Raw genomic sequence first — 25853 nt, forward strand, 5'->3', positions numbered from 1 at the left:
GGCGCCTCGGCCCCTTGAGTTCCTTGGTTATTTCCTGGTTTCCAGGATCTTGTCAGCGAGCGCTTTGGCCCGCTTGATCGACAGGTTGTGCGTGGGCACCGTCTGATGAAAGAAGCGCCTCTATCTTACGCCCGAATATTCCCCTGAAAACCTCAACGTGATCACAGAACCAGTGGGAGCGTGGCTTGCCAGCGAAGAACGATGACACGCAATACCTGAAAAACCGCGGTGCATGCTTCGCGGGCAAGCTTCGCTCCCACTGGATTTTCGTCGCTCGTGGACTTAACGGCATCCGCCGAGGCCGCAGATGTTGAATGTCGAACGCGCTCTTCAGAGCTTGGCGATGGAGACCTCGGTGGATTTGACGAAGGCAATCACCTCGCTGCCCACGCATTTAAACCGTCGCGCTGAAGCCGACAACCCAGCAGCACGACAACCATTCGTCGCCTATGAAAACCTGGCGCACAACAGGCGGCCCTCTCTGGCTTAGGGATTGCACAAGCCGGTCTTGGCAGCCCCGGAACGACGTAATTCTGACGCGGCGGCCCTCTAATCAATGCTTGGTCAGTCCCCCCGGAGATGTAACGTGTCAACTCTCAATGAAATCGCAGCGAACCACGCGAGAATGGCTATGGCAAAGGCGCAAGAGTCGACCGGATTGAGTGAGCGACATCTTCAAATCGTCGGCAGCGTCGAAATCCGCACCAGCGATGAACAACCGCACGTTCCACTGCACTTCATCATCGTGACGCCGGAAAACCACCTCGCCCAGGCGGCTGGCTACTAACGCCGTCCCCTGACGATAAAACCCGGCGCAATGGCCGGGTTTTTCTATTAATCAACCCAAGCCCTTGCCCACGATTGGCGCCGACGCGCCTAAACTCAACTGACAACGAACTCGCCCTGCGATTGGAGGATGAGGCACTGTCATGTTTGAAATCTCAGCGGTGGCGCGGGTTAAGCGCTTCGCCGCAAACACGGCCGGCCGGGATTTCGCGGTTGGCGACATCCATGGCCACTTCACTCGGCTGCAAGCTGCGCTGGATGCCGCCAGGTTCACCCCTTCGGTCGATCGCCTGTTCAGTGTTGGCGATCTGATTGACCGCGGGCCCGAATGCCGCGCCGCGCTCGATTGGCTGGACAAGCCGTGGTTCCACGCCGTGTGCGGCAACCATGATGACTACGTGGTTCACTTCGATACCTGTGCCGTCGACAGCTGGATCTTCAACGGCGGCTTATGGTTCACGCACCTGTCGCTGCCCGAACAGAAAACATTCGCCGCGACGTTCGCCGAGTTGCCAATCGCAATCGAAGTCGAAACCGCCCAGGGCCTGATCGGCATCGTGCACGCCGATTGTCCGTTCCCATCATGGGCTCAACTGCGAAACGAACTGCAATCGCCCAAGAGCAGCCAGCGCCTGATGCAAGTCCAGAACCGCTGCCTATGGTCCCGCTGCCGCCTCGAACAGCGGGAAACACAGGGCGTTGCGGGTCTGCGTGCGCTGGTGGTCGGGCATAGTCCCATTCCCGTGCCCGTCAGGCTTGGCAATGTGATTCATATCGACACGGCGGGATGGAGGCCGGCGGAGGGCTATTTCACCCTGCTGAATCTCGAAACGCTTGAGCCGGCGCCTTGAGCATCCTGTACCGCTCGTCCTGACCTCGGCACGTTCACCTTCCATGCTTTTCCAATGGGTACATCCACTCGCACAGCAGGTGCAAACGATGAACAGCAAAATTGCTCCTCTCATGCTCGCCGGACTTGTCTCGATCTGCCCGCTCTACTCGCTCGCAACCGAGAAAACCACGGAAGACGCCACCCTCCCACCCAGCGCACTTCCCGGGCTCAACCAAGGCGAGTCGAATGCAGAAAAGGCTGACAAAAAGGGCGAGGAAGCATCGGGTTCCAATTCCGGCGCGCAATCGCATGAGATAGAAAAAGACGCCGCTGGTTCGAGTGGTTCAGGGAATGAAGGAGCCAAGTCGAAGCCGCAACAGTAAGCCTGCAGGCGAGTGGTGCACGGGCGTGAGTACGATAAAGGGCATCCCCCACGGCGCGAGCTCATCCCGGCACTGACGGTGATTGCCCCAAAACCCGTCACTTTTTGTGGCGGGCTTTTTTGCGTACGGCGCGTCGGATCGACGTTAGTCAGCCATTTTTATATTGAGGACGTCGTGCACATGAGCCATCAGTTGCTCACCATTGAAGGGCTTCCTGAAATAACCCCGCGCACCCAATTCCCGCGCCCTGATTTCCGTACTCTCTCCCACGCTGGCAGTGATGAAGATGACCGGGAAACGCATCGCACGCGCTTGCAGTGCTTCAACCAATTGAATGCCGTTCATGCCGGGCATCCGGATATCCGAAATAAGGCACGCCGTTAAATCCAGCGCCTTGCAAGCCAGAAACTCTTCGGCACAAGAAAAAGTACGACAGGCATACCCCATCGACCTCACCAGGCTGTCCAGTGAAGTACGAACAGTGTCGTCGTCATCAACGATCGAAATGATTGGAATGTTTGACAATTAATTCAACCTTGAAGTGATGGGAGCTAATCGATAAAGCGCCTCTTTTTCTTGAACACGCTCGTTCTGACGGGTGGCGTTGAAACCTGCATCGCTCATGGCCCTCAATGCCTGAATGGTTTCTCTGCCCCCCCTTCATGCTGCTTTAAAAAATCAATGAACACGCGCAGCTTTGGCGGCATGGCGCTGCGGCTGAAATAGTAAAGTGACAAACTGCGCCTGGGGCTCCAGTCCTCCAGCACTCTGACCAGGCGGCCATTGGCAAGGTAGTCCTGAACATAGCGGTCATACACATAGACAAAACCACAGCCATCAAGCGCAGCGCCGAGCAAGGTCATCCCGTCGTTGCTGGAAATGCGCCCTCTTGTCTCGATCTCGACATCCTGCCCCTCGCATGAAAATGTCCACCGCTCGCAGGCACCGGTCACGGCGCTGTTGTAGCGGACGCAATCATGGTCCAGAAGTTCTGCCGGAACCTTCGGTATGCCGTGAGCGTTGACATAGGCGGGCGATGCCACCACAGCCATCTGGATATCGGCGCCCAAAGGAACGGTCACCATGTCCTGTTCCAGCATTTTGTTCACTCTTATGCCGGCATCGAAACCGTCATTGACGATATCGACCACACGACTTTCGATGGCGATATCCAGATTGATGTCTGGATAGGCCGCCAGGAACCTGGGCACCAACGGTTCCAGAAACATCACATAGGCGCTGCGTGACATGGTCAACCGCAGCGTACCTGAAGGGTTCGCCGCGACCTCAGCCAAATCTGAAAAGGCGCTTTTCAGCTCAAGCACCAGCGGCGCAACCTTTCGATAGAACACTTCACCGGCCTCGGTCAGGCCCACGCTGCGCGTCGTTCGGTTGAACAGTCGAACGCCGGCACGTTTTTCCAACTGGCGGATGGCGTGACTGATCGCTGATTTGCTCACGCCCATCATGACCGCTGCCGCGGTAAAACCGCGCGAATCAGCCACGCAAACGAAGACTGTCAGCAGCTCGAATCCATCCGTATCGATTGTCAAAGCGGGTTCACCTGATAGTCAGAACAGCGCGTCAGGACAGTCGCAGCCCCGTGATGCCTAACATGATCGACAGGCTGGTCAGCACGCCGATAACGGCGCCACTCCACCAACAGATATTGGCTTTAGACAGGGAAACGCCGTGCGCCAGCATCACCACCCTGAGCCCTGAAAACAGGTGAGCAATGATAAAGAACACGCCAATTGCATAATGCGGCAGCAAACGAATGCCCCAAGGGTCATGAATCATTCCCACCGGATCACCGGACGCAAAGTCCCAGCCCGTTTCAATTCCGGCGTAGGTTCTTGCAAATACAAACACGGCGTTGAGGTGGCCCAGGATGAAGATGGACAGGAACACCCCGGAGCCCACTTGGAAAATACGATAGTTGTCGCCACCGACCGAGCTCCAGTTCCAGGCAAGGCGCAGGCCGCTGACCACCTGAAACAGCAGAGCAACGACCAGGATCGGTTCGACAAAGGATGAACGATAAACGGTTCGTCCCAGCTCCATGACCTTCGCGTGAACGTCCGGTCCGGCCAGGCCGAACAAATGATTGAACAAGTGAAAGACCACGAACAACAACACGATCACCCCGGCAATGCCGTGGGCCACTCGCAGTGCCGGCATGGAACGAATGGGCTTGATTGGCTGCTCGTTCTTGCCACCGTCTCTACTGAGATAAACTCCCAGCCCTATCCAGGACGCTGCCCAGAACCACTCATCCGGCACTGGGCTGCCCAACATGATCAGATTGACACCGACAAAGCAGTACAGCGTCGGCGCGCACATGATGAAGAGTGCCAAGCGTCTTGCTCTGAGCTGTGCTGCCGCGTTCTGTTGACGCGTAATGCGTTGGCACGCCAAGGCAAACCCCATGGCCGGCACCGCGAAAACGGCCACCATCAAGGCAATGGCCAGAAGCATGGAACCCAGCGGCATCGTCGAGCCCGGTTCAACCGACATGACCTGCGCGTGGAAGGCATTCAGGAAATAAGGGTATACGGCGGTCACCAGCACAGGCACCCAGATAGCCCATTTATGCGGCGCGTTTTGTACCGCCCTTTCGTAAGGGCTGACTGCCCACTTATCGACCATCCAACAACCCTCGAAAATAAGATAGTTATCGCAAGGATTGTAAAAGCCTATTCGCCCTGTGATATTCCAAGCAGAATGCCAGAGAAACGAAAAAACTAATGACTAACTAAGTATAGTCACACTATATGAAGGTATTAATCCTCAGAAAAAAACACACTTACTCTAGCGACTCACAAGTACTGACCCACCCGTAAATCCATTCAACCGACGATTGTCCAATTTCATTACACAGTCTGTGCACTGTCAGGATGATTGTCGCCTCAGCGCCAAGCCCTATAATTCGTTTGCCCCTATTGGCTACTTACAAATACCTGACTCCCTGAGTTGGCTGCTCACTCGAGCAGACACACACTCGCAATCATCAAGGAATCCAACATGACTCATCGTGCAAGAGCAGCTCGCATCCATGCTTACGGTCCGCCTGAAGTACTGGTATTTGAAAACATCGAAGTAGCGGAGCCCGGCCCCACTCAGGTATTGATCCGCAACACGGTCATCGGTTTGAATTTCGTCGAGGTTTATTACCGACGCGGGACATTTCCAGTGCCTGCATTCCCAGCCATTCTCGGTAATGAAGCGGTGGGTATCGTCGAGGCCGTCGGCGTCGATGTCGTGGGTATCAAGGTTGGAGACCGGGTCGTTTATTCGGACGATGTGCATGGCGCCTATTCAACGCTGTGCCTTTATCCCGCCGATCGCGTGGCAATCGTTCCGGATGACATCAGCGACAAACAAGCAGCGTCCAGCTTCCTGAAGGGCCTGACCGCACGTTACCTGCTCAAGGAAACCGTCAACCTCAAGGCGGGCGATACCGTGCTTTATCATGCCGCGGCAGGCGGCGTCGGGCAGTTGTTCACCCAGTGGGCAAAGGCGCTCGGTATACGGGTGATCGGTACGGTGTCTTCGGATGAAAAGATGGCTATTGCTTTAGCGGCAGGCTGTTCGCATGTCATCAACTACCGCACGGAAAACTTCGCCCATCGCGTCATGGAGCTCACCAATAATGTCGGCGTGAAAGCCGTATTCGACTCCGTGGGCAAGGACACTTTTGTCGACTCGTTGTCGGTGCTGCAGCCGAGGGGAACGCTTGTGGTATTTGGCAAGGCTTCCGGCAACCCTCCCTTGATCAACCCGTTCGACCTCGCACCGCGATCGCTGAACCTGACCTGGCCGGTATTGCCCGTGTACGTGGCAACAGCCGAACAGTTGGCGGTCGCGGCGCAAGACCTGTTTAACGCAATTACGACGGGAATAATCAATGTTGAGCCTGGGCGGGTTTATCCATTCGATCAACTAGTAGACGCCCACAGAGACCTTGAAGAACGCCGCACTACCGGTGCTACTGTTTTAATCGTTTGAACGACTCAAGTACGCTCATCCCGCCACAGGCCATACCAAGGGATGAGCAACTTATACGAAGATGCCTGCGCAGAGACCGTAGGCATAAGTGACGTCTCTGTTCATTCCTTTACTATTTGAATGGCTCTAACGAAACCAGCTTTTCACACGTTACCCGTTCAACTACATAAATAGCGCCTCGCAAACTTAAGGTTATTTATGAATTGAGCCTACTGACTAATCAGGGTGAATATAATGAAAACTTCCGAATTGGGTCTGGCCATCGCCTTTCTTGCCGCGACGGGTCTGATCGCTACCCAAGCTATCGCCTCCGAAGGGTACGCCGAACAAAATATTGCCGTCGGCCGGGAAAATAATGCACCGGATGATCGTGACCCACCGGTGCAACAACATCGCGCCAGATCGGCGCCAACTCGTGTCGCCGAAGGCGGATCGGATCGTCTGATCGAGCGCCGCAGTGTTGCCGAAGGTGGATCGGATCGCCTGATCGAGCGCCGCAGTGTTGCCGAAGGTGGATCGGATCGCCTGATCGAGCGCCGCAGTGTTGCCGAAGGTGGATCGGATCGCCTGATCGAGCGCCGCAGTGTTGCCGAAGGTGGATCGGATCGCCTGATCGAGCGCCGCAGTGTTGCCGAAGGTGGATCGGATCGCCTGATCGAGCGCCGCAGTGTTGCCGAAGGTGGATCGGATCGCCTGATCGAGCGCCGCAGTGTTGCCGAAGGTGGATCGGATCGCCTGATCGAGCGCCGCAGTGTTGCCGAAGGTGGATCGGATCGCCTGATCGAGCGCCGCAGTGTTGCCGAAGGTGGATCGGATCGCCTGATCGAGCGCCGTGTTGCCGATGTTGGCAATGCATACAACGGCGGGATGGATATCAATGCCCACTTTTCCATGGACTGACAGCTGTCGCGGGGGCGAGGACTCATTTCGCCGCTACGGTTACGCCCAGAAGCGTAAACATTCCGGGCGTAACACGGCGAATGCGAGCGGTGTCAGGTTCAATCCGTCGCAACAGGCAGCGTGAATTGGACCGTGGCCCCGCAAGGTTGATGAGCGCTTGCCCACAACCGGCCACCATGGGCCTCGATGATCGAGCGACAGATCGACAAGCCCATCCCCAGACCCGCAGGCTTGGTGGTGTAAAACGAGGTGAAGATCCGCTCAGCGGTTTCTGCCTCAAACCCGGGGCCCGAATCGCTGACGCTGATCAGCAAGTAGCCTGAGTCGCCCTCACCTGCGCTGATCAACAGTCGACGTTCGCCTTCAGGGTTGCTACTCATGGCTTCCAACGCATTCATGATCAAGTTGAGCAGAACCTGTTGCAGCTCGACCCGATCCCCCTCAATGGATGGCAACCCGTCCATGAGTCGAGTGTCCAACAACACCCCGTTTTTCATCATCTGGCCCCGGGTGAACTCGATCATTTCGCCGACTGCCGAATGAATATCGACTGGCCCCTTGGGCTGCGGCGCCTTGCGAATATGACCGCGGATTCGTCCCAGCACATCAGCCGCGCGATTGGCATCCTTGATGAGGCTGTCGAGTACCTGACGAACCTCGACGAGTTCAGGGGGCTGGGCGTTGAGCCAGCGTTTCGCCGCATTGGCGTTAAGGATGGCGGCGGCAATGGGTTGATTGACTTCATGAGCGATGGACGCCACCAACTGGCCCATGGTCGCCACGCGGTTTGCATGGGCCAACTCCGTCTGAACCTCGCGATATCGACGTTCGCTGTCACGGATTTTTTCTTCCGCCTCCTTGCGCTCGGTGAGATCCAGCACAAAAGCGACCCCTTCCGTGCTGCCAGGTTCGATCATGGCCAGGCCCACGATAACCGGCAGGCGACTGCCGTCCTTTTTGAAGTATTCCTTTTCGAAAGGCTGGGCATGTCCGGTTTGCACCGCCATCACCATCGAGCGTTCGCTGTTGTCGCGAAACTCCGGGACCGTCAGGTCACGCCAACTCAAAAGGCCCTTGTCCAGATCCTCCCGGGCGTAACCCAGCATGCTGAGAAAAGCGTCATTGGTTTCCAGAATGTCGCCGTCGGCGTTCCACACGACGATCCCGATAATGTTGGCATCAACGAGGCGCCGGATCTTCGCTTCGCGCTCCCCGACCTCGCGGTACAAACGGGCGTTTTCCAGTGAAATGGCCGCCTGCGACGCCACCAGTTTGAGAATCGCGACGCGGTCCGGACTGAACACCCGCACGCTCAGATTGTTTTCGAGGTAGAGCGCGCCGACCAGATTGGCCTGGTTCATCAACGGCAAGCACAGAACAGAACGGGTGCGATGCTGACGAATATAAGCGTCTGCGGCGAAGGGCGACTGCGTCACGGCATCGTCCAGAAACACACTCTCCCGGGTGCGCATGACATGGTTCAACACGGATTCGGGCATCAGTTCCATGCTGACCGGCGCATCGCGCAGTTGCGCGGCGCTGTCACCGGCGGTCACCTGCGCGGCGATGCGGTACTCGGCGCCCTTGCACAGAATCAACAGGCCGCGCTCGGCACCCGCCAATTCAATCGCCGTGCGCATCACCGTATCAATCAGTTTCTCCAGCACGATTTCACTCGACACGGCCTGCGACACCTTGAGAACGGTGGCGAGGTCAAGGTGCTCGACCGGCGTGGCCATGGTCGTTATCGCGCCAGGCGCGTGTTCTTCAGTCCTGAGCGACGGATACTTGGCTTCAAGCTGACGCACCTTGCCATCGCTGCCCCAACGCAAGTAGCCATATCGGGCATCCTGCAAATAGACACGGGCAATCTTGCCAAGACCGCGGGCCGCGTAGAAGCGTGAGGCAAGTTCGTTGGCCAACGCTTCGATGTGGATGAAACCGCTTTCCTGCGCCGTTTTGATCGCCTGCTCGTACAGCAGCTCGGCCTCAATGAGGCGCCCTTGCAGTCGTGCGATTTCGGCACCGACCAGTGCGGCCCGGCTCGCGAAATTCTCAGGACATTGCTGCTCCCACGTCTGCAGCTGCGCATGATCGGCCTGCATGGCGAGCAGGTGCTGCGCGCGTTGTTCACCCGAAACGCCATCACACGAGGCGGCCCGGGCCAGCGCGTCGTAGAAGTGATACTCGGCTTCCTCGAAAAACGAGTAGGACGTCCAGAGCAACTGCCGCGCCTTGGCGGAAGCGGACATTGCCGCCTCGATTTCGTCGGCCATGTAGTGCGCTTGCAGTTTACGAACCCAGTACCAACAAGCGGCCAATGCCAGGTCCGGACTGCTGGACAGATGGGCTTCGGTCTCGCGTTCCTCGAACTGTCCGTCGTCGAAGCAACCGAAGGCAGGCGTCAGGCCTCGGAGCATTCGGATCAGGGCAAGCTGCGTCACCATGAAATCAATGACCAGACCAAAACGGACTTTCCTCGCGTACGCCAGCCCCCGTTCGGCTTCGGCCTGGAGCTCGGGAAGCGAATCCCCGGCGAACAGTGAATCGGAGGTGAGGCAATTGCCTGCATAAGCGCCGTATGGAAGGTCGCCTATGCGGTTCGCCGCGACAAAGGCCCGATGCAGCAGGTCGCGACATTGCTCTACGGGTTTCATCCAGCGGACGGCAAAACTCGAGAAGCATAAATAGGTGCTGGCCTCGAATCGCTTAAGGCCGCGTTGCTCCACAAGATCACAGCCGAGTTGCCCAAACCGGAACCCCGCCTGGTAGTCACCGAAGCGCCTTCCGGCCACTCTGAAGACGTTGGCATAAAGCACACATGAGGCGTCGCAGTTACCCCGTTCGAGGCTGAGACTGACCGCTTTGCAAATCAGCAGGCAAGCCAGGTTCGCGTCCGTCTGCAAGGCGGGTGCAAAGAGCTTGCCCAGTGTGTTGACGGTCATCAGTGACGCCGCATCGTCCATCAACGGCAGGTCGATGAGTTCCTCGATCTGTCGGCTGCCCAGCAACGACCAGATGTGGTCATATTCTTCGCGCACTTCATCGTCGCTCGGATGGGCAGACCACTCGATGCCCACATGCCGCAGGTAAGCGAGGCAGACCGCCACGGCGCCGTCGCTGCGGTCCAGAAGCAAGTAGACGTCCATCTGCAAGCAAGCGACATTGGCTCGTTCGACCGTCGTCGTCGCGTGTGCCGACAGTGTCGTCAGGCGAGTGTCCGCGACGGCCAGTTGCCCGGTCAGGAACTCGCACTCGGCCCGGTTCAACTCCATTTCAAAGCGCAACGTGTGGCGCCGCACCCAACACTCCTCGTCCAGCAACTGGACGCCGGTGGTGAGGTAGTTGAGCGCTGACGCATAGGCGCTAGATGCCTTCGCGCGCTGGCCGGCGATCAGGTTGAACTCGGCCAGTTGTTCCTTTTCACTGGTGTCGGTGAGCAGTGCCGCGCCTTGATTGAGTTGACCCACGATGTCAAAGATCGCCTCATCCAACACTGACACCGGCGTTTGTGCGGCCAGTAACCGCCCTATTCGCAGGTGCGTGTGGGGGCGCAGTTCGACGGGGATCAGCGAATACGCCGCCTCATGGATGCGGTCGTGGACGAAACCGAACGCCCCGTCCAGGCGCTCGACCAGTTCCAGTCGGATCGCCTCCCACATCACCGCACGCAACTGTGACTTCGACAGGCCCAGTGCCAGGGAAAGCGTAGCGATTGCAGCGACGTTGCCCAGGCACGCCAGATGCTGCAGCGCCCGCTGTGTCTCGGCAGGCAGTCGGGCGAGTTTAGCGACCATCAGGTCTACAACGTTGTCTGTGTAGCCCATGGCGTGGATGCGATTGGGGTCCCAGCACCAGCGGCGTGCGCCATGATCGAAGGTCAGCAACTGCGCTTCGGCGAGTGCCTGCAGAAACTGAATCACGAAAAAAGGATTGCCGGCGGTCTTGTCCTCGATCAGCTGCGCCAAAGGTTCGACTCGCACGATCTCTTCGTGAAGGGTCTCGGCAATCAACTGCTCAATGTGGGTCCTGGCGAGCGGTGCCAGCATGATCTCATGGACCCGGCCCCCAGCCTTGCGGATGGACTTGAGCTTGGTCGTCAGTGGATGCGTGACATCCACCTCATTGCTGCGATAAGCCCCAACCAGCAACAGATGTCGCATGTCGGCGCTGGTGAGCAGATCCTCCAACAGGTCGAGCGTGGCGACGTCGAGCCATTGCAGATCATCAAGAAACAATGCCAGCGGATGTTCGGCCCGGGCGAAAACGCCGATGAAGTTGCGGAACACCACCAGGAAACGCCGTTGCGCCTGTTGCGGATCGAGTGTGGGGACCGGTGGCGGTTCGCCGATGACCAGTTTCAGCTCCGGGATGAGATCGGTCATGAGCCGTGCATTGGCCTCCAGTGCCTTATGCAACTTCTCACGCCAGTCCGCCAGTTCGGCGTCACTCTTGCCCAATAGCGTGCGCACCAGGCTTTGAAAGGCCTGCACCAACGTTGCGTAGGGAACATCACGGCGATACTGATCGAACTTGCCGGACACGAAAATTCCGCGTGGCGGCACTAACACTTTGTGCAGTTCGTTGACCACCGAAGACTTGCCGATGCCCGAATACCCGGTGACCAACACCAGTTCCGGCGCGCCGTTGGCAACGATCCGACCGAATGCGGCAATCAGTGTGTCGACCTCTTGCTCGCGACCGTACAGTTTTTCGGGGATCAGCAGGCGTTCCGAGGTGCCATGCTCGCTCAACGCGAAGGCGTTGATGGTGCCCAGGCGCTCCCAATCCGCCAGGCACTGGCGCAAATCATGTTCCACGCTGGACGCGGTCTGATAGCGCTCCTCGGCGGTCTTGGCGAGCAGCTTCATGACGATATCGGAGATCACTGGCGGTATGGTTTCAACGCGCAAACCAGGCGCCACCGGTTTTTTGGCGATATGGCAATGCACCCATTCCATCGGATCGGTCGCCGTGAATGGCAGCGAGCCGGTCAACATCTGGTAAAGCGTGATGCCAAAGGAATACAGGTCGCTGCGCGAATCGATCGAGCGATTCATCCGGCCGGTCTGCTCCGGCGCCATGTAAGCGAGTGTTCCCGCCATGGTTTCGGGCGCCTGCCGCTCGCGCGGTAACCGCGAGGTCAACCCGAATCCGGTCAGGCGCGCTTGCCCGTCGGCACAGTTCACCAGGATATGGCTGGGCTTGATGTCTTTGTGAACAAGCCCGCGCTGATGGAGCTTGCCCAACGCCACCGCAATGCTGATGGCGTGCTGCAAGAACGGCGACGTTTGCATGGGTGCGGCAAGCAGCTGCACCAGCGGTTCACCGCCGACATCCTCAAGCACCAAGTGCATCTGGCCAGCTTCGCGCACCAGTTCGAGGGGCCTGAGCGCCCAACTCTCGTCCAGTTCGTCCTTCAGGCCGAACTCATGCACGATGCGGCCCAGGCAGGCTGGATGCGGTTGCTCCGCTGCCGCTCGCGCCAGGAGAACCGTGCGATCACTGCCGCCCTGGCAGCGTCGCTCCCGACTGAACGTGCGCTCACCATCGTCCCACAGTATTTGCATTCTGGAATCCATTAGAGTTGGACATGCCGCAGTATGGCCTGCTGCTTTAATCTGTCGACTGATCGTCCAATGAATTCCAGTTGCCGGCACCATCGCACGGACGTGGCTTCCGGGGCTGCCAAGGGTCTGAGTACTGCGCAAGATGGCACTGAACGGCGGCTGCGGCATCAACACCTAAAGGTTAGTCAGTCATACATAGGTATACTTTCCCCCCCATCTGGACTGCGTATCTTGTAGTGACGACAAGTGCTGTCACGAGAAAACCCAATGACGCAAACCACTGCCATCCGTACGACAGCAATTATTGCGATTGTCGACGATGACGACTCCGTACGGAGTGCCCTGCAAAGCCTGTTAAGGTCCGGCGGTTATCAGACCCGAACCTACAGCAGCGCCTTGGCGTTTCTCGACGCAAACGTGTCGGCTGAAACCCATTGCCTGGTGTCCGATATTCAAATGCCGGGAATGAGCGGTGTCGAGATGTGTGAGCGGCTGGTCTCGATGGGCTTTCACATCCCCACGATTCTCATTACCGCCTACCCTGGTGCGGCGCCCGCCCTGAGTGCCCACAATCCAGAGCTGATCGCCTGCCTGTCCAAACCCTGTGACGCCGACAGACTGCTGAGCTGCATCGAAGCCGCCCTGCTCCAGCGGCATTGAGGGCCGACTAAACCTATGGATGATGGCGACGCTGTCCGAAAGATGATGTATTCACGGACAACGCATCTTCCATTCCTGCCTGACGCCGCGACTCACTCGCCAAGGAAGACCAATGTTAATCGGTTCCACCGCATCGAAAAGTGCGATGTCTGCCTACACGACTGCCGTCGACACCCAATCCGCCACTGAAGCTCAGCAGCGCATGGCCCAGGACGAGGCGCCACCGGTCAAAGCGAAAGAGGCCGATTCGGTGAGTCTCTCCAGCACCTCTACCGACTACAGCAAATCGATCGCAGGCAATGCGCCGTATTTCCCCGTGCGCGAAGGCATGAATGCCGATGCCCTGGTGTTAGGCGCCTCCAAGCCGGGCGCGGTCTCGAGTTCGAAGGACAAGACGTTTGAGCAAGTGGCCACCGATGCTCGCAAGCGCATGGATGAGAAATACGCCCAGATGAACGCCAGCGGCAAACCGTACACCGGCAGCGATGAGGACCGTAATGGCCTGATGGGTGATCTGGATCGTCGTTCGCTGAATGCAGTGGCCACCAATGAAGGCGGGATTTTCACGGCGCAGGAACAGGCCTCGGCACAAGCCTTGATGCGTCAGCAGGGGCGGCTTGCCACCGGCTATTACAGTGGCCCGGCGGACCAACAGCAAAACTGGAAAGATCCGTTTGCCAACGACCCTTTTGGTCGCGCCCGGGCGGCACTGGATTTTATGAATAACATGAGCCCGGAAGAAAAGGCCACGCCCGAATGGCTGTCACAACGCCTGTCTCTGGAAGCCGCCTTGAACCTGGGTCACAACACTGGCGCAGACCCAGTGGACAAGAAAAGCGGACACTTTCACAACCTGGCTGAAATTCTGGCGGGGGTGGTGACCGAGCCGGATACCCGGCAATCCAGCCAAGCCAAATACGGCGATCCCTCCGCGCAGATCTTGAAGAAACTCCAATCGCTGATCGCCTGAGCCAGAGATAACGAAAACGCCGCCTCATCGGGCGGCGTTCTCATTTATCGGACAAAGTCCCCAACCATTGATCTTATGAGCTTCGATGCTCAGGGCACGCTTTCAGCCAGAGGGGCGTCGCTGAGGCCTTGTGTCAGGTCGGTATAACGGGCGACACCCAAGTCGAACAGACCGGCCATGCGCGCGGCCTCGAAATCCAGTGGATCTGTATCCAGATCGGATGGCAGCGCCGCATACCGGAGCTGTACGTGATGGCGATGGGCAAACGCCGTGGCCATCGCAACGTGCATGCGCAGGTTGGCGCGGCTCAACGAGTCGAACGAACGTCCCATGATAGCGACGGCACCGCCACTCAATTGATTGTTACGGGGCGCCATCGGCGCGTTGATGATGATGAAAATCTTGCCCGGCATCAGGCTCGGCTGATTGATCTGCCACTGCACCAACGCTTCCGGCAACAGCAGGAAAGGCACATTGACTCCGCCATCGGCATGGATCTCCGAGGTATTACCATCAGCAATCGGTATCGGCGGAAAAATCCCCGGGACGCTGGCTGAAGCGGTCATGATCGTGCGAAACAGCGCCAGCGCCTGGTGTTCGTTTCCGGGTTCTTGAGCGGACAGCGCAATGGCCCCCATGTCCCAGATGTGCGTTTCCTGGGTATCGAGGTTGGTGGTCGCCACCAGCAGACGGCGACCCAGACGGTGCTGATCCGCCACGGCGTGCAACAACGCCGCACTGGTGTAGTGCTCAATGATCGCTGCAAGCGGTTCACCACTGTAAAGCGAGGGTCGCGCCAGCATGCCCAGGCCGCGCTCGGTCAATTGCGTCGCACCGACATTGCGGTAACCCCCGAATCAGGCGCGGGTCCCAGTATTTCCCGGCAAAGGCCAGTGGCGCGATCAACGCACCGGTGCTGACGCCGGTCACGAGATCGAAATCAGGGCGGGTGCCACTGCGACTCCAGCCCACCAGAACCCCAGCGCCAAACGCGCCATTGGCCCCCCCCCCCCGGAGATCGCCAGCGCAGTGATGCTCGTTCTCCCGGCCTTTTTGCGATCCGCCTCCCAGGCTTGCATGAACGCCATGGATTGCTGCGCGTTATCGGCCACAAAACGGAAGCGATTCAACGACGCGAATTCGCGAGTCGGCTGCGGGGTGGAAACCGTATCAATCATCGGGCGGCGGAGCGAGCCGCAGCCGCTCAACATCAATTCGAAAGTGATCATGATCACCAGCAACGGCTGGCGAAATTTCAGGCGTAGTGACTGATCGACCATGACAACGGATCTCTTGGCGAATGCTGGGGAAATTCAGGGAGAGCGCCCTGGTGAAGACAGCGCTCTACATAACAAACGTCAGTTTTTGCCAACCCTGAAAAGAAACAGCCAGACAGGTTTTGGGCGATATCTTTTTAGTTCTTAGTCGCTTAGTGAATTCGGTTACGAATCGTCGACTAACAGGAAATATTATCGATTGGCGCCGTTATTCGATATGACATATAACCCTGAATTACGGCCAGGAAAACGGGGCCTGCTCCTGCGTATAACCATTCGCAGATTGAGTGATCGCGAAAACTTGACAGGTTTTCAATACCGGCTTATTTCAATCGCGCCAGTCAAACCCCTTCATCGCCAATAACAGCGATAACCGAGTCTCGACGCAGCCATGAATTCCATTGTTCACGACACCGCCCCGCTCCATGAATCACTCTCTCAGCCGCGCAGCCTGGTGTTCCTGGCGTACCCCCAGATGGGCTTGCTTGACCTGACCGGCGCACAAACCGTGTTCTGGGCCGCCTCCAAAGCCATGGCCGAACGCGGTCTGCCAGGCTACTCGCTGCACACGGCAAGCCACGACGGTGGATTGATCGCTACCGCCGAAGGCCTATCGGTCCACACCACAGCCCTGCATTCACTCAACGGGATGGCGATCGATACGCTGATCGTGCCCGGAGCGCCGAACATCCGTCAGGCCATGATTGACAGCGTCGACCTGGTGAATTGGTTGCGCGAGGCGTCGGTCAAGGCCAAACGCACGGCCTCGGTGTGCAGCGGCACATTTCTGCTCGCCCAGGCAGGGCTACTTGAAGGCCTGCGGGCCGCCACGCACTGGGCAATGTGCGACATGCTCAAGAGCGGTTTCCCGACGATTGATGTCGACATCGATGCGATTTTTGTCCAGCAAGGAACTGTCTGGACATCGGCCGGGGTCACCACCGGCATCGACATGGCGCTGGCGTTGGTCGAGGCCGATTGCGGTCGTGAGGTCGCGTTGCAGGTGGCTCGGGAACTGGTGGTATTTCTCAAGCGCCCCGGTGGTCAGGCGCAGTTCAGCCAACTGCTGCAATCTCAAACGGACGACAGCGCCGGCTTCGACGATTTGCACCTGTGGATCAGCGCGAACCTCAGCGATGCCAGCCTGACGGTTGAAGCACTGGCTCGACAAGCCCAGATGAGTCCGCGCAACTTCTCCCGCGTCTACAAACGCAAGGTGGGACGGACACCGGCGAAGGCACTTGAGCTGTTTCGCATGGAAGCTGCACGGCGGATGCTCGAAGACTCTCAGCGCAACATCGACCAGATCGCGCAGTTGTGCGGTTTCGGCGATGAGGAGCGCATGCGCTACACCTTCCACCGCCACCTCTCGATTTCGCCTCGGGAATACCGCAGCCGCTTCTCACGCTGACGGCAGGCGTTTTTTCTGCAGCCAGCCGAGTAAGCCGCTGCGCTTGATGTGCGGCGTTTTTTTCGCAACCACCGACTCACGAATCTCCTCGCGCTGGTGCTGCAAATTATCCAGCGCGAGCTGCAGATCACTGTGGTGTTCCAATTGCGAGCCGAGCATGGCCTTCTCGATACGGAACAGACGCCCGCTGGTGAGGCTGCGAAATTCCGCTCTTGAGCGTCCTTGCGCGAGGATGCCCTCCTCGCCCATGACTTCGCCCGGGCCCAGGCGTCCGGCTTCGATGAAACGCTCGCCATCATGGATCGACGCTGAGATCACGCCGGTACTGATGAGCATGAGGCAGTCGGCGATTTCTTCGAACGCAAGAATCACTTGATCGGCCTGATAGTCCACGGCCGTCATGTGGTCGGCGAGTCGGTCACGGTCTTCCATGCTCAACGACCGGAACACTCTCACGTCTTCCAGCAAGCGTCGCGGCCGGCTCCATGCCTGAACGGCCGGTTCTGAAAGCCACGTCACCCCCGCCGCTTCGAGGTGCCGATGCGCGAGGTCGAACATCAGGTTGCGCACTTCGGTCTTGTGCGAAATCGATTCGATAAAGCCTTTGAGTTCGTATTCGTTGTATTCCAGGTGTGAGCTTTTCACCGACACTTTCGGCTTGAATCCGGGGAGCAAGGCGCGGGTGCCCTGCAAGGCTTTTTCCAGCGCGTCCATGGCCCGTCGTGGGCGCACATGACTGGGAATCGCGATGATCACAACGACCCCGTGCACATTGCCGGGACGGCTGAAATTGAGGATTTTGGTTTTCGCCGCCAGTGAGTTGGGCACGACGGCCATACTGCCCAGATCGGTCAGCAGGTGGGTGGAACGCCAGTCAATTTCCACCACTTTGCCTTCAATGCCGTCGATGGAAATCCAGTCGTCCAGGTCGTATGGCTTGGTGGTGTTGAGCACAATGCCGGAAAACACATCACTCAAGGTGCTCTGCAACGCAAGGCCGACAATGATCGCCATCGCCCCGGAAGTCGCCAGCAACCCTTTGACCGGCAACTGCAAGACATACGCCGCAGCGCCGACGATGGCGATCAGGAAAACGCCAGCCCCCATCACGTCATGCAACAAGCGTGCGGTGTGCCCTTCGCGCGAGGTCAGGCCATTGCCCAGAACCACCGTCAACGTCCTGGCCGCAAACAGCCACCAGGCGATGCCCAGAACGGTCGCCGCCAGATTCAGAATGGCGTCGTCAGGCCACAGCGGTGGCTGCAACGGGCTGATGCCGGCTGCCATCAATACCCAAGAGAACGCCACAAACAACACCATTCGTGAACAGATCCGCAACACAGGTTGGGTGGCGTCCAGGCAGTGCCACAGTGACAAGTCCAGCAGCATCAGGACGGCACCGATAATCAGCGGGTGTTCTTGCAAGAACATGAGCATTATTTCTTCCCGGAAGTCTGGATCGTCTCAGGCAACGGCGTAAGTGAAGGCCTCGGCCGACGCCGGGCGGCAGAGCGTTCCATCCTGCTCAGCCAGAAACGCGCTGCAGCGCGAGCGCAACCAGCGTTCGGCGGGGTCGTTGTGCGTCGCTCCGCGCCAGACCATTGAAAGTTCCTGCTGCGGCAGTTCGAGCGGCGCTACTTCGGCCCTCAGGCCACCGATCAAGGCCATGGACCGGGCAATGTAGTCCGGGACGATGGCAATCATGTCGCTGTTGGCCAAGAGCACCGGCAACGCGCTGAATTGCGGCACGGTCAACACGACCTTGCGATGACGGCCCAGGTGACTCAGCGCGCTGTCCGCGTCTTCAATGACATTGCCCATCGACGACACCACGGCATGTGGGCGTCGGCAGAATTCGTCCAACCCCAATTCACCGGCCTGCGAATCGGCGCGCAACAGCATCGGGCGAATCGAGCGCAGCGTTTTGCGCCGGGCATTGGCCGGCAGCTCAAGGGTGTGACTGATGCCCAGGGAGATGTCCCCTGAAGTCAACAGCTGCGGCATCTGCCAGTGATCCGCTCGGCGCACCACCAGCGTCATGTTCGGCGCCTCTGTCCGCAGGCGGCGCAGCAGTGTCGGCAGCAGCGCGTATTCGACATCATCCGAGAGACCGACATGAAAGGTTGCTTCGCTGGTCGCCGGATCGAAGGCCTGGCAACGACTCAGGGCCGCCGCAATGCCGTCCAGTGCTGGCGCAAGGTTGGAAAAGATCTCTTCCGCACGGGAGGTAGGCTCCATGACCCGACCGGACCGGATGAACAGCGGGTCGTCAAACATCAAGCGCAAACGCCCCAGGGCGCTGCTGATGGTGGGTTGGCCCAGAAACAGCTTCTCGCCGACACGACTGACATTTCGTTCGTGCATCATCGACTCGAAAACCACCAGCAGATTGATGTCAGCACGACGCAGGTCATTTCTGTTCATCATGGAAACCGCCCGACCATCAGGTCATTGAGGTTAAAGGATGCGGTGTCACCTCGCCCCTTCAAGCAATCGGAGCAGCGATGCGCGGTGTATGAACAGGTTATGCAAGTGGCCGCAGAACGTCTGTCGTACCTGAGGACAGCGCATTCATCCATGCGTCTAGCGTTCGATACTTGAGTATAGGGAGGGGGCATGAGCGGGAGCGCGGGAAGACTACGCGCGCGCACTTGGCGGTATTTCAGGGGTTTATGTCCTATTAGATGGAAACCATTGCTTTTACGATAGGCATCCATGCTCCGCCCCCATGACATCAGGAATGCATGACCACGATGAAAAACAACAGGTCAGCTACTGCGCGCAAATCGTCGCCATTTTTCTTCAACTTATTCGCCGCCACGCCGCGCACCTCCGACACGAGGACCGTTGACGCGGCCTCCAGCATCAGTCCCAATCCACTGATCAACGCATTGGGTTGGCTGGTCGGCCTGGTGGTGGTCATCGGCATCCTGGTGATCAACTCCGAAACCCGATCCGACTTCGCCCCGACGATTCTTTACATCACCTTGTTGTTGATGGCGGCCAATCTGTTCTCCATTAACGTGGTGATCAACATTGCACTAATGTGCATAGTGCTGCTGACAGCCACGTATTTTTACAACGGCGGTTATGAACGCTGGGAGTCGACCACTGGTTTTTTCCGGTGCCTGACGGCGCTCTCGGCAATCACCTTTCTCGCCCTGCGCAGCAAACACGCCGCGGACCGGCTGCGCCATAACGAGCTGTACCTGATCGGCGCGCAGCGCTTGAGCCAAACTGGCAGCGTCGGTTTCTGCGGTGACGACGAAGCAATGAGCTGGTCCGACGAATCGGCGCGAATTTTCGAATACCCCCTGACCCAACATCCGACGGCGGCGATGGTTCTGGCGCGGACTCATCCCGACGATCTGCCCTTGGTGCAGGGGGTGTTTGCCAAAGCAGCGCGCCATGAGCCGCTGCTCGAAATCCAGCACCGACTGCTGATGCCCGACGGCCGCATCAAGCATGTACATATGATTGCCAGCCCACTCTTCGAACAGCAGGACCGTTGTGAATACATTGGCGCGCTGATGGACATCACCGCGAGCAAGGAAGCCGAGACGGCGCTGTTCGGCATGCAGGCGCAATTGGCACATGTCACGCGCGTCACTTCACTCGGTGAGCTTGCTGCTTCCATTGCCCATGAAGTGAACCAGCCACTGACGGCGATCACCAGCAGCGGCGAAGCGTGTCGGCGCTGGCTTGATCGCCCAGTGCCGGATCAGAACGAAGCCCTGCAATCGCTTGATCGCATCATCGCCAGTTCGTGCCACGCCAGCGATGTCATCCGCCGAATCATCGCGCTGGCGCGCAAATCCGATCCACTGCGACAGCGCGAGTCGCTGGAGGACATCGTCAGCCAGACGCTTGGCCTGGTCCAGCATGAGCTGGCCTTGCACAAGATCAGCTTGAAAGTCGAGCTACCGGAGCACTCGAACTACGTGCATGCGGACCGGGTGCAATTGCAGCAAGTCATCATCAATCTGGTCGTCAATGCCTGCCACGCGATGGACGGGGTCAAGGTTGGCGACCGTTTTCTGCAGGTGCGCACGTGGGCAACGGATGATGAGGCCGTGGTGGAAGTGGCGGACCAGGGTTGGGGCATCGCGCCCGACGTTTTGTCTTCATTGTTCAACCCGTTCTTCACCACCAAGGAACGCGGGTTGGGCATGGGGCTTTCCATCTGCCGCTCAATCATCGATTTCCATGGGGGAAGGATCTGGGTAACCAGTACAGTCGGGCATGGCGCGTCATTCAAATTCGCGCTACCGCTTCTCTCCCAATGCGAATCGGACTAAATTGCTTTGACGCAGAACATTTCGCTTGAATCAGGATTACTGCTCTCTATGGATGCCTCATGAACGAACATCACCCTATGAACAAAGTCGTGAACCATGAGCCGCTGGTCTATATCGTCGATGATGACGCCCCGCTGCGCGAAGCACTCGGCAGCCTGTTGCGCTCCATCGGATTACAGGTGGCGCTGTTTGGCACGGTTACCGAGTTCATGAACTACGCCCGCCCCGACATCCCTAGCTGCCTGGTGCTGGATGTGCGACTGCAAGGTACCAGCGGGCTGGATTTCCAGAATGAGTTGGTGGCCGCCAATATCAACGTGCCGATCGTCTTCATGACCGGCCACGGCGACATCGCCATGACGGTCCGGGCCATGAAGGCAGGCGCCGTGGATTTTCTGGCCAAACCGTTCCGCGAGCAGGATTTGATTGATGCCGTTTCCGCCGCGCATGCCCGAGACAAACTGCGCCGCGAATCCGAACGTGGCAATGAGGAGTTGCGCAGCCGCTACGCGACACTCACACCGCGCGAGCAAACCGTCATGGCGCTGGCGGCCTCGGGGCTGATGAACAAACAGATTGCGGGAGAGATCGGCCTGAGCGAAATCACGGTAAAGATTCACCGTGGTCAGGCCATGCGCAAGATGTTCGCCCGCTCCTTCGCCGATCTGGTACGAATGGCGCAAGCACTTGGCGTCGATCGTTCTCAGTAAGGTTTTATACGCACGTATAGTACGTCCCCCGGGTGGACGGCGTATCTTGCGCTGATGGCGGGCCCCCTTGATGGGCTGCCTGATATCAGTCCAGGGATTGAAATGCCCCATACCGCTGTTGTTTCCGTTGTCGACGATGATGAGTCCGTGCGCATGGCGCTCGACAGTCTGTTGCGCTCAAACGGTTATACCGTGCGGGTGTATGCCACCGCCGAAGCGTTCCTCGCCGCCACCGGGACGCAAGACACCGGCTGCCTCATCTCCGATATACAAATGCCCGGCATGTCAGGCATTCAAATGTATGACGAGTTATCGGCCAGGGGGATCAGGATGCCGGTCATCTTCATCACCGGCTACCAAGGCTCGCCGCCCCGGGTCAGCGACAGATCCCCCGAGCCCGTCGCTTATTTCCCCAAGCCCTTCCCCTGCGGCGAGCTGATGGCCTGCCTCGAAGACATCCTCGATCGCAAGGCCTGAGCGTCGACGCTCCCTTGCTTTAATACCTTGGTATACACACCCCACACTTAGGCGTGTCGCAAATTACCCTATGTAGAAGTGCCCTGCCCATCCCCCCTCGATACCATCTCCTACAGCGAACCAAGCCGGATTAAGTGTTGCGGTTTTCCATTGAAGCCACGCACCTGGATCAAGCCGCATCACGGTCACGCTTAAACCGACAAACCCTTCAATGATCGACTTTTGTCTTCAGGAGCAACCCCATGAAACAGAACATTTTAGTAATCGGCGCAGGGTTTGGTGGTGTGTGGAGCGCATTGAGCGCTGCCCGTCTGTTAGACAAACATGACCGTAAAGACGTGCAGATCACCGTTTTGGCTCCCCAGGCAGAATTGCGCATCCGTCCGCGCTTCTATGAAGCGGATGTCCACACCATGATGGCGCCGCTCGGCGACCTGTTCGACGCTGTGGGCGTGAAATTCGTCAAAGGCAGCGCTGATCATATTGATGTGGAAAACAAGCAAGTCGCCTACAGCGACGTGTTTGGTACCCAAGGCACGCTGAGCTACGACCGACTGGTGCTCGCCGCTGGCAGCCGCGTGATTCGTCCAGCGCTTGAAGGCATGATCGAACACGCTTTCGACGTCGACCAGATCGAAGAAGCCAGCCGTCTTGAAGCCCACATCAAGTCGCTGAAAAACCTTCCGTACAGCACCGCCCGTAACACTGTGGTGGTCGCCGGTGGTGGCTTTACCGGGATTGAAACAGCCACCGAAATGCCCGCCCGTTTGCGTGCCGCGCTGGGTAGCGATGCCTCCATCAGAGTCATCGTGGTGGATCGCGGACCGCAAATTGCCGCCTCGATGGGCGATGGTATTCGTCCATCCATCATCGAAGCGTCGAACCACCTGGGGATCGAATGGGTGCTCAACAGCTCGGTCGCGTCGGTCGATGCCGGCGGCGTGACGCTCGCCGACGGCCAGCGCATTGAATCCAACACCGTGATCTGGATCGTAGGCTTTCGCGCCAGCCCGCTCACCGAACAAGTGGTGGGCACTCGCGACCCGCAAGGCCGTCTGCACGTCGACGGCAACCTGAAGGTGCTGGGCCATGCCGACGTTTTCGCCGCGGGTGACGTGGCGTACGCCGCCACCGACACCCTTGGCAACTTCGCCGGGATGTCCTGCCAGCACGCCATTTCCCTGGGCCGCTATGCCGGCAATAACGTCGCGGCGGATTTGCTGGGCGTCGAACCGATAACCTACAGCCAGCCCAAGTACGTGACCTGCCTGGACCTAGGCGCCTGGGGCGCGGTATTCACCGAAGGCTGGGATCGTCAATTGAAACTGGTCGGGCATGAGGCCAAGGAGCTCAAGACCCAGATCAACACCGTGTGGATTTATCCGCCGGCGGCTGATCGCGCGACTGCGCTGGCTGCTGCCGATCCGTTGATTCCAGTGGCCTGAACCTCTTCACAATGACCGCTCGCGGCCTCGGGAGACCGAGCCGCAACTCGGCGAACGACAACGCTGCGAGCGTTCATTGTGCTTCACGACATCCACCAGGGGCTGACCGACATGTATGACTTTTTCGAAAATCCGCACCGTGTGTTGAAGCTGTCGCACCTATTGCTGATCGGCGGGCTGGTGATGCTGTTGGTCGGGATCATCCTGGCGTATGGATGTGAGGCCTACCTGAAGTTACCCGAACTGATAGGCGCCCATGCGATGACGATTCTCGGTCCGACCGCGATCAAGCTGGGTTACGTCATGCGATTGCTGGCTTTCAACCGCTTGCGCCTCGACGGGATCGCGCAAGGCTATGGCGTCGCCGTTTGATCTGAATGTTCTTCCCTGACCGGTTCGGCTCTCTCCTTGCCGAACCGGCACTTCCCAAGCGCCCGCCACTGTTTTTTTTTGGCGGGCGTTTTTTTGCCTGGAATTCACCGGTGCTCAGCACTCACCTTTGAGCGCAGGCAACGCGATCGAGAACACCGCCCCTTCACCTTGATTGCTGGTTGCCCAGATGCGTCCCTCATGGAACTCGATGATGGAGCGGCAGATGGAAAGCCCCATGCCCAGCCCGTCAGCCTTGGTGGTGAAGAACGGATTGAACAACGATGGCAACGCCTCGGCTGTGATACCGGTGCCACAATCCCTGACTTCCAGAATGGCATCGTCGTTGTGCACCCACGTGCGGATCTTCAATATCCGCGTGCGTGGATCCACCTCGGTCATTGCCTGACAGGCATTGATGATCAGGTTCAGGATCACTTGCTGAAGCTGCACCCGGTCGGCGCCGACGTGCACCGGTATCACGGCCAGCTCCACACGCAACTTCACATGGTTGCGGCTCAGTTCGTATTGCACCAGGGCCAGCGTGTCACTGACGATCTCGTTGAAAGATTCACGCTGACGTTCAGGGTCGCCGTTACGCGAAAGCGTGCGGATGCGCCGAATGACTTCGCTGGCGCGATTGGAACTGCTGATCATGCGGTCAAGCGATGTGCGCACTTCACCGAGATCAGGTTCGCTGCGGTCGAGCCAGCGATGACAGGCTTCACCGCTGGTTCTGATCGCGGCAAGTGGCTGATTGACCTCGTGAGCAATGGACGCTGCCAGTTCGCCCAGCGAGGTCACGCGCGTGACATGCGCCAGCTGTGACTGTGATTGGAACAGCGCGTCTTCGGACTTTCTGGCTGCCGTGACATCCATCACCGCGCCGACGTACTCGAAGCCGTTATGTTGAGCCGGCAAGGGGTGAGCAATCATGTGGATGTACTTGATGCGACCATCCGGCATCTGCAACCGATGCTCGACTTCCAGGCGCGGTTCATGATGCGAGACCTGGTCGAAAACGCTTTCGACCAAATGCCGGTCATCGGGGTGCGTGCGCGCCAGAATCTTCAGCATGCTGGGGGTTTCTTTTACTGAGTACTCGAAGATCCTCGCGGTCTCCGCCGACCAGAAAATCTCTGAACGGTCGACCCGAAACCCGACGCTGCCGACCTGGCTGAGCCGTTGGGCACCCACCAGATAAGTCTCGTTACGACGCAACGTGTCCGCCAGTTGCTTGCTGCGCAAGGCTAGAAAAGTGATGGCAGACAACGAAACGATACAACGCACATAAGCCCCCACGGCTTCAGTGTTCAGGTAATCGCGTTCGACGATAAAAATGAAGGTCAGCACTGACAGACACGCCAAAGCGACGCAGATCACCAGTTTCACCGAAAACACATTGGCGGACATCAGCACCAGGGTCACGTACAGGACCGTCGTCGCCACGCTCAAGTTGGTAAAGAATTTGAACACGACGACGAAAGAGGCGACCAGCAAGGCGATCAGCAGCGCCATGGCATCGGTCTGGAAGTAATCTTTTCTAAGGGTCAGGGGCGGCATGAATTGTCCGGGCGTAACGGGTTGGTAACATACCCGCAGCGGACCGTGAGCTCCGCACCGAGCGACTGAAAGTCGACGTATGGAACGTTCGAAATGTGGACCGAATATAGTAAAAACACAGGCCTGGTGACAGGACGAATAACCCTGAAATCAAGACGTGTCAGCGCCCAAGGCGCTGACCTGTTGCACCCGCC

At 58.4% G+C, this 25853-nt stretch carries 23 protein-coding genes; 13 read left to right on the forward strand and 10 right to left on the reverse strand.

The features are described from left to right. Nucleotides 1–586: 586 nt before the first annotated feature. The 3 genes from JIO00_RS18700 (at nucleotide 587) to JIO00_RS18710 (ending at nucleotide 2001) form a co-directional block, all read left to right on the forward strand. Nucleotides 587–787: a hypothetical protein gene (locus tag JIO00_RS18700; RefSeq protein WP_042932734.1), complete on the forward strand. Its 201-nt coding sequence runs from the start codon at nucleotides 587–589 to the stop codon at nucleotides 785–787. Nucleotides 788–929: 142 nt separating this feature from the next. Continuing rightward, a complete protein-coding gene (locus tag JIO00_RS18705; protein WP_200666591.1) occupies nucleotides 930–1637 on the forward strand; it encodes a metallophosphoesterase in 708 nt (235 codons plus the stop codon). An 88-nt stretch (nucleotides 1638–1725) separates the two neighbouring features. Next, on the forward strand, nucleotides 1726–2001 hold the full coding sequence (locus JIO00_RS18710) for a hypothetical protein (protein ID WP_200666593.1): 276 nt from the start codon (nucleotides 1726–1728) through the stop codon (nucleotides 1999–2001). 144 nt (nucleotides 2002–2145) lie between these two features. On the opposite strand, the gene JIO00_RS18715 is transcribed toward JIO00_RS18710, so the two are convergent. The 3 genes from JIO00_RS18715 to JIO00_RS18725 all read right to left on the reverse strand — a co-directional run bounded on the left by JIO00_RS18715 (nucleotide 2146) and on the right by JIO00_RS18725 (nucleotide 4650). Further along, nucleotides 2146–2526, reverse strand: a complete 381-nt coding sequence (locus tag JIO00_RS18715) for a response regulator transcription factor (RefSeq protein WP_200666595.1) — start codon at nucleotides 2524–2526, stop codon at nucleotides 2146–2148. Between the two features lie 104 nt (nucleotides 2527–2630). After that, nucleotides 2631–3554, reverse strand: a complete 924-nt coding sequence (locus tag JIO00_RS18720) for a LysR family transcriptional regulator (protein ID WP_010455797.1) — start codon at nucleotides 3552–3554, stop codon at nucleotides 2631–2633. A 31-nt stretch (nucleotides 3555–3585) separates the two neighbouring features. Further along, nucleotides 3586–4650, reverse strand: coding sequence for a hypothetical protein (locus tag JIO00_RS18725; RefSeq protein ID WP_010455798.1), 1065 nt, complete (start codon nucleotides 4648–4650; stop codon nucleotides 3586–3588). 375 nt (nucleotides 4651–5025) lie between these two features. Here JIO00_RS18725 and JIO00_RS18730 point away from each other — a divergent pair, with 375 nt between their 5' ends. Together JIO00_RS18730 and JIO00_RS18735 are read left to right on the forward strand one after the other, a co-directional pair. Next, a complete protein-coding gene (locus tag JIO00_RS18730; protein WP_010455799.1) occupies nucleotides 5026–6009 on the forward strand; it encodes a quinone oxidoreductase family protein in 984 nt (327 codons plus the stop codon). 381 nt (nucleotides 6010–6390) lie between these two features. Beyond that, on the forward strand, nucleotides 6391–6909 hold the full coding sequence (locus tag JIO00_RS18735) for a phage infection protein (RefSeq protein ID WP_200668656.1): 519 nt from the start codon (nucleotides 6391–6393) through the stop codon (nucleotides 6907–6909). A gap of 98 nt (nucleotides 6910–7007) precedes the next feature. Here JIO00_RS18735 and JIO00_RS18740 read toward each other — a convergent pair whose 3' ends face one another. Continuing rightward, complete coding sequence (locus JIO00_RS18740) at nucleotides 7008–12479, reverse strand: trifunctional serine/threonine-protein kinase/ATP-binding protein/sensor histidine kinase (protein ID WP_200666597.1); 5472 nt, start codon at nucleotides 12477–12479, stop codon at nucleotides 7008–7010. Nucleotides 12480–12746: 267 nt separating this feature from the next. Between JIO00_RS18740 and JIO00_RS18745 the strand changes: the two genes are divergently transcribed. Both JIO00_RS18745 and JIO00_RS18750 read left to right on the forward strand, forming a co-directional pair. Continuing rightward, nucleotides 12747–13139 carry a response regulator transcription factor gene (locus JIO00_RS18745; protein ID WP_010455803.1) on the forward strand — a complete coding sequence of 131 codons (393 nt, stop codon included), beginning with the start codon at nucleotides 12747–12749 and terminating at the stop codon, nucleotides 13137–13139. A gap of 112 nt (nucleotides 13140–13251) precedes the next feature. Continuing rightward, the gene (locus JIO00_RS18750) at nucleotides 13252–14109 is read left to right on the forward strand and encodes a hypothetical protein (protein WP_154912632.1); all 858 of its coding nucleotides are present in this window, start codon (nucleotides 13252–13254) and stop codon (nucleotides 14107–14109) included. 89 nt (nucleotides 14110–14198) lie between these two features. On the opposite strand, the gene JIO00_RS18755 is transcribed toward JIO00_RS18750, so the two are convergent. From JIO00_RS18755 to JIO00_RS29870, 3 genes are read right to left on the reverse strand one after another with little or no spacing between them, the layout of a single operon-like run. Further along, nucleotides 14199–14933, reverse strand: coding sequence for a patatin-like phospholipase family protein (locus JIO00_RS18755; protein WP_200666599.1), 735 nt, complete (start codon nucleotides 14931–14933; stop codon nucleotides 14199–14201). Continuing rightward, nucleotides 14881–15081, reverse strand: coding sequence for a hypothetical protein (locus JIO00_RS30200; RefSeq protein ID WP_442793934.1), 201 nt, complete (start codon nucleotides 15079–15081; stop codon nucleotides 14881–14883). Before JIO00_RS30200 ends, JIO00_RS18755 begins: the two co-directional genes overlap by 53 nt. Then, nucleotides 15036–15389 carry a hypothetical protein gene (locus JIO00_RS29870; protein WP_234452906.1) on the reverse strand — a complete coding sequence of 118 codons (354 nt, stop codon included), beginning with the start codon at nucleotides 15387–15389 and terminating at the stop codon, nucleotides 15036–15038. The genes JIO00_RS30200 and JIO00_RS29870 overlap by 46 nt, the downstream gene beginning before the upstream one ends. 388 nt (nucleotides 15390–15777) lie before the next feature. On the opposite strand from JIO00_RS29870, the gene JIO00_RS18765 reads away from it, so the two are divergent. Next, the gene (locus JIO00_RS18765) at nucleotides 15778–16797 is read left to right on the forward strand and encodes a GlxA family transcriptional regulator (RefSeq protein WP_010455806.1); all 1020 of its coding nucleotides are present in this window, start codon (nucleotides 15778–15780) and stop codon (nucleotides 16795–16797) included. On the opposite strand, the gene JIO00_RS18770 is transcribed toward JIO00_RS18765, so the two are convergent. Then, complete coding sequence (locus tag JIO00_RS18770; protein WP_042932733.1) at nucleotides 16789–18234, reverse strand: mechanosensitive ion channel family protein; 1446 nt, start codon at nucleotides 18232–18234, stop codon at nucleotides 16789–16791. The two genes, JIO00_RS18765 and JIO00_RS18770, sit on opposite strands and share 9 nt — an antisense overlap. A 27-nt stretch (nucleotides 18235–18261) precedes the next feature. Next, the gene (locus JIO00_RS18775; protein ID WP_049870754.1) at nucleotides 18262–19224 is read right to left on the reverse strand and encodes a LysR family transcriptional regulator; all 963 of its coding nucleotides are present in this window, start codon (nucleotides 19222–19224) and stop codon (nucleotides 18262–18264) included. 317 nt (nucleotides 19225–19541) lie between these two features. Between JIO00_RS18775 and JIO00_RS18780 the strand changes: the two genes are divergently transcribed. From JIO00_RS18780 to JIO00_RS18800, 5 genes are all read left to right on the forward strand, one after another. Continuing rightward, nucleotides 19542–21095, forward strand: coding sequence for a sensor histidine kinase (locus JIO00_RS18780; protein WP_224795526.1), 1554 nt, complete (start codon nucleotides 19542–19544; stop codon nucleotides 21093–21095). 59 nt (nucleotides 21096–21154) lie between these two features. Further along, nucleotides 21155–21805 (forward strand): response regulator transcription factor, encoded by a 651-nt coding sequence (locus JIO00_RS18785; RefSeq protein WP_042932731.1) that lies wholly within the window; start codon nucleotides 21155–21157, stop codon nucleotides 21803–21805. A gap of 102 nt (nucleotides 21806–21907) precedes the next feature. Next, a complete protein-coding gene (locus tag JIO00_RS18790) occupies nucleotides 21908–22282 on the forward strand; it encodes a response regulator transcription factor (RefSeq protein ID WP_042933056.1) in 375 nt (124 codons plus the stop codon). Between the two features lie 242 nt (nucleotides 22283–22524). Then, nucleotides 22525–23727 (forward strand): NAD(P)/FAD-dependent oxidoreductase, encoded by a 1203-nt coding sequence (locus JIO00_RS18795; RefSeq protein WP_200666601.1) that lies wholly within the window; start codon nucleotides 22525–22527, stop codon nucleotides 23725–23727. A 111-nt stretch (nucleotides 23728–23838) separates the two neighbouring features. Continuing rightward, nucleotides 23839–24099 (forward strand): hypothetical protein, encoded by a 261-nt coding sequence (locus tag JIO00_RS18800; protein WP_010455820.1) that lies wholly within the window; start codon nucleotides 23839–23841, stop codon nucleotides 24097–24099. A gap of 114 nt (nucleotides 24100–24213) precedes the next feature. Here JIO00_RS18800 and JIO00_RS18805 read toward each other — a convergent pair whose 3' ends face one another. After that, on the reverse strand, nucleotides 24214–25659 hold the full coding sequence (locus JIO00_RS18805) for a sensor histidine kinase (protein WP_200666603.1): 1446 nt from the start codon (nucleotides 25657–25659) through the stop codon (nucleotides 24214–24216). Nucleotides 25660–25853: the final 194 nt, after the last annotated feature.

The sequence above is a fragment of the Pseudomonas sp. SW-3 genome (assembly GCF_016615645.1).
GTDB classification, from domain to species: Bacteria; Pseudomonadota; Gammaproteobacteria; order Pseudomonadales; family Pseudomonadaceae; genus Aquipseudomonas; species Aquipseudomonas mandelii.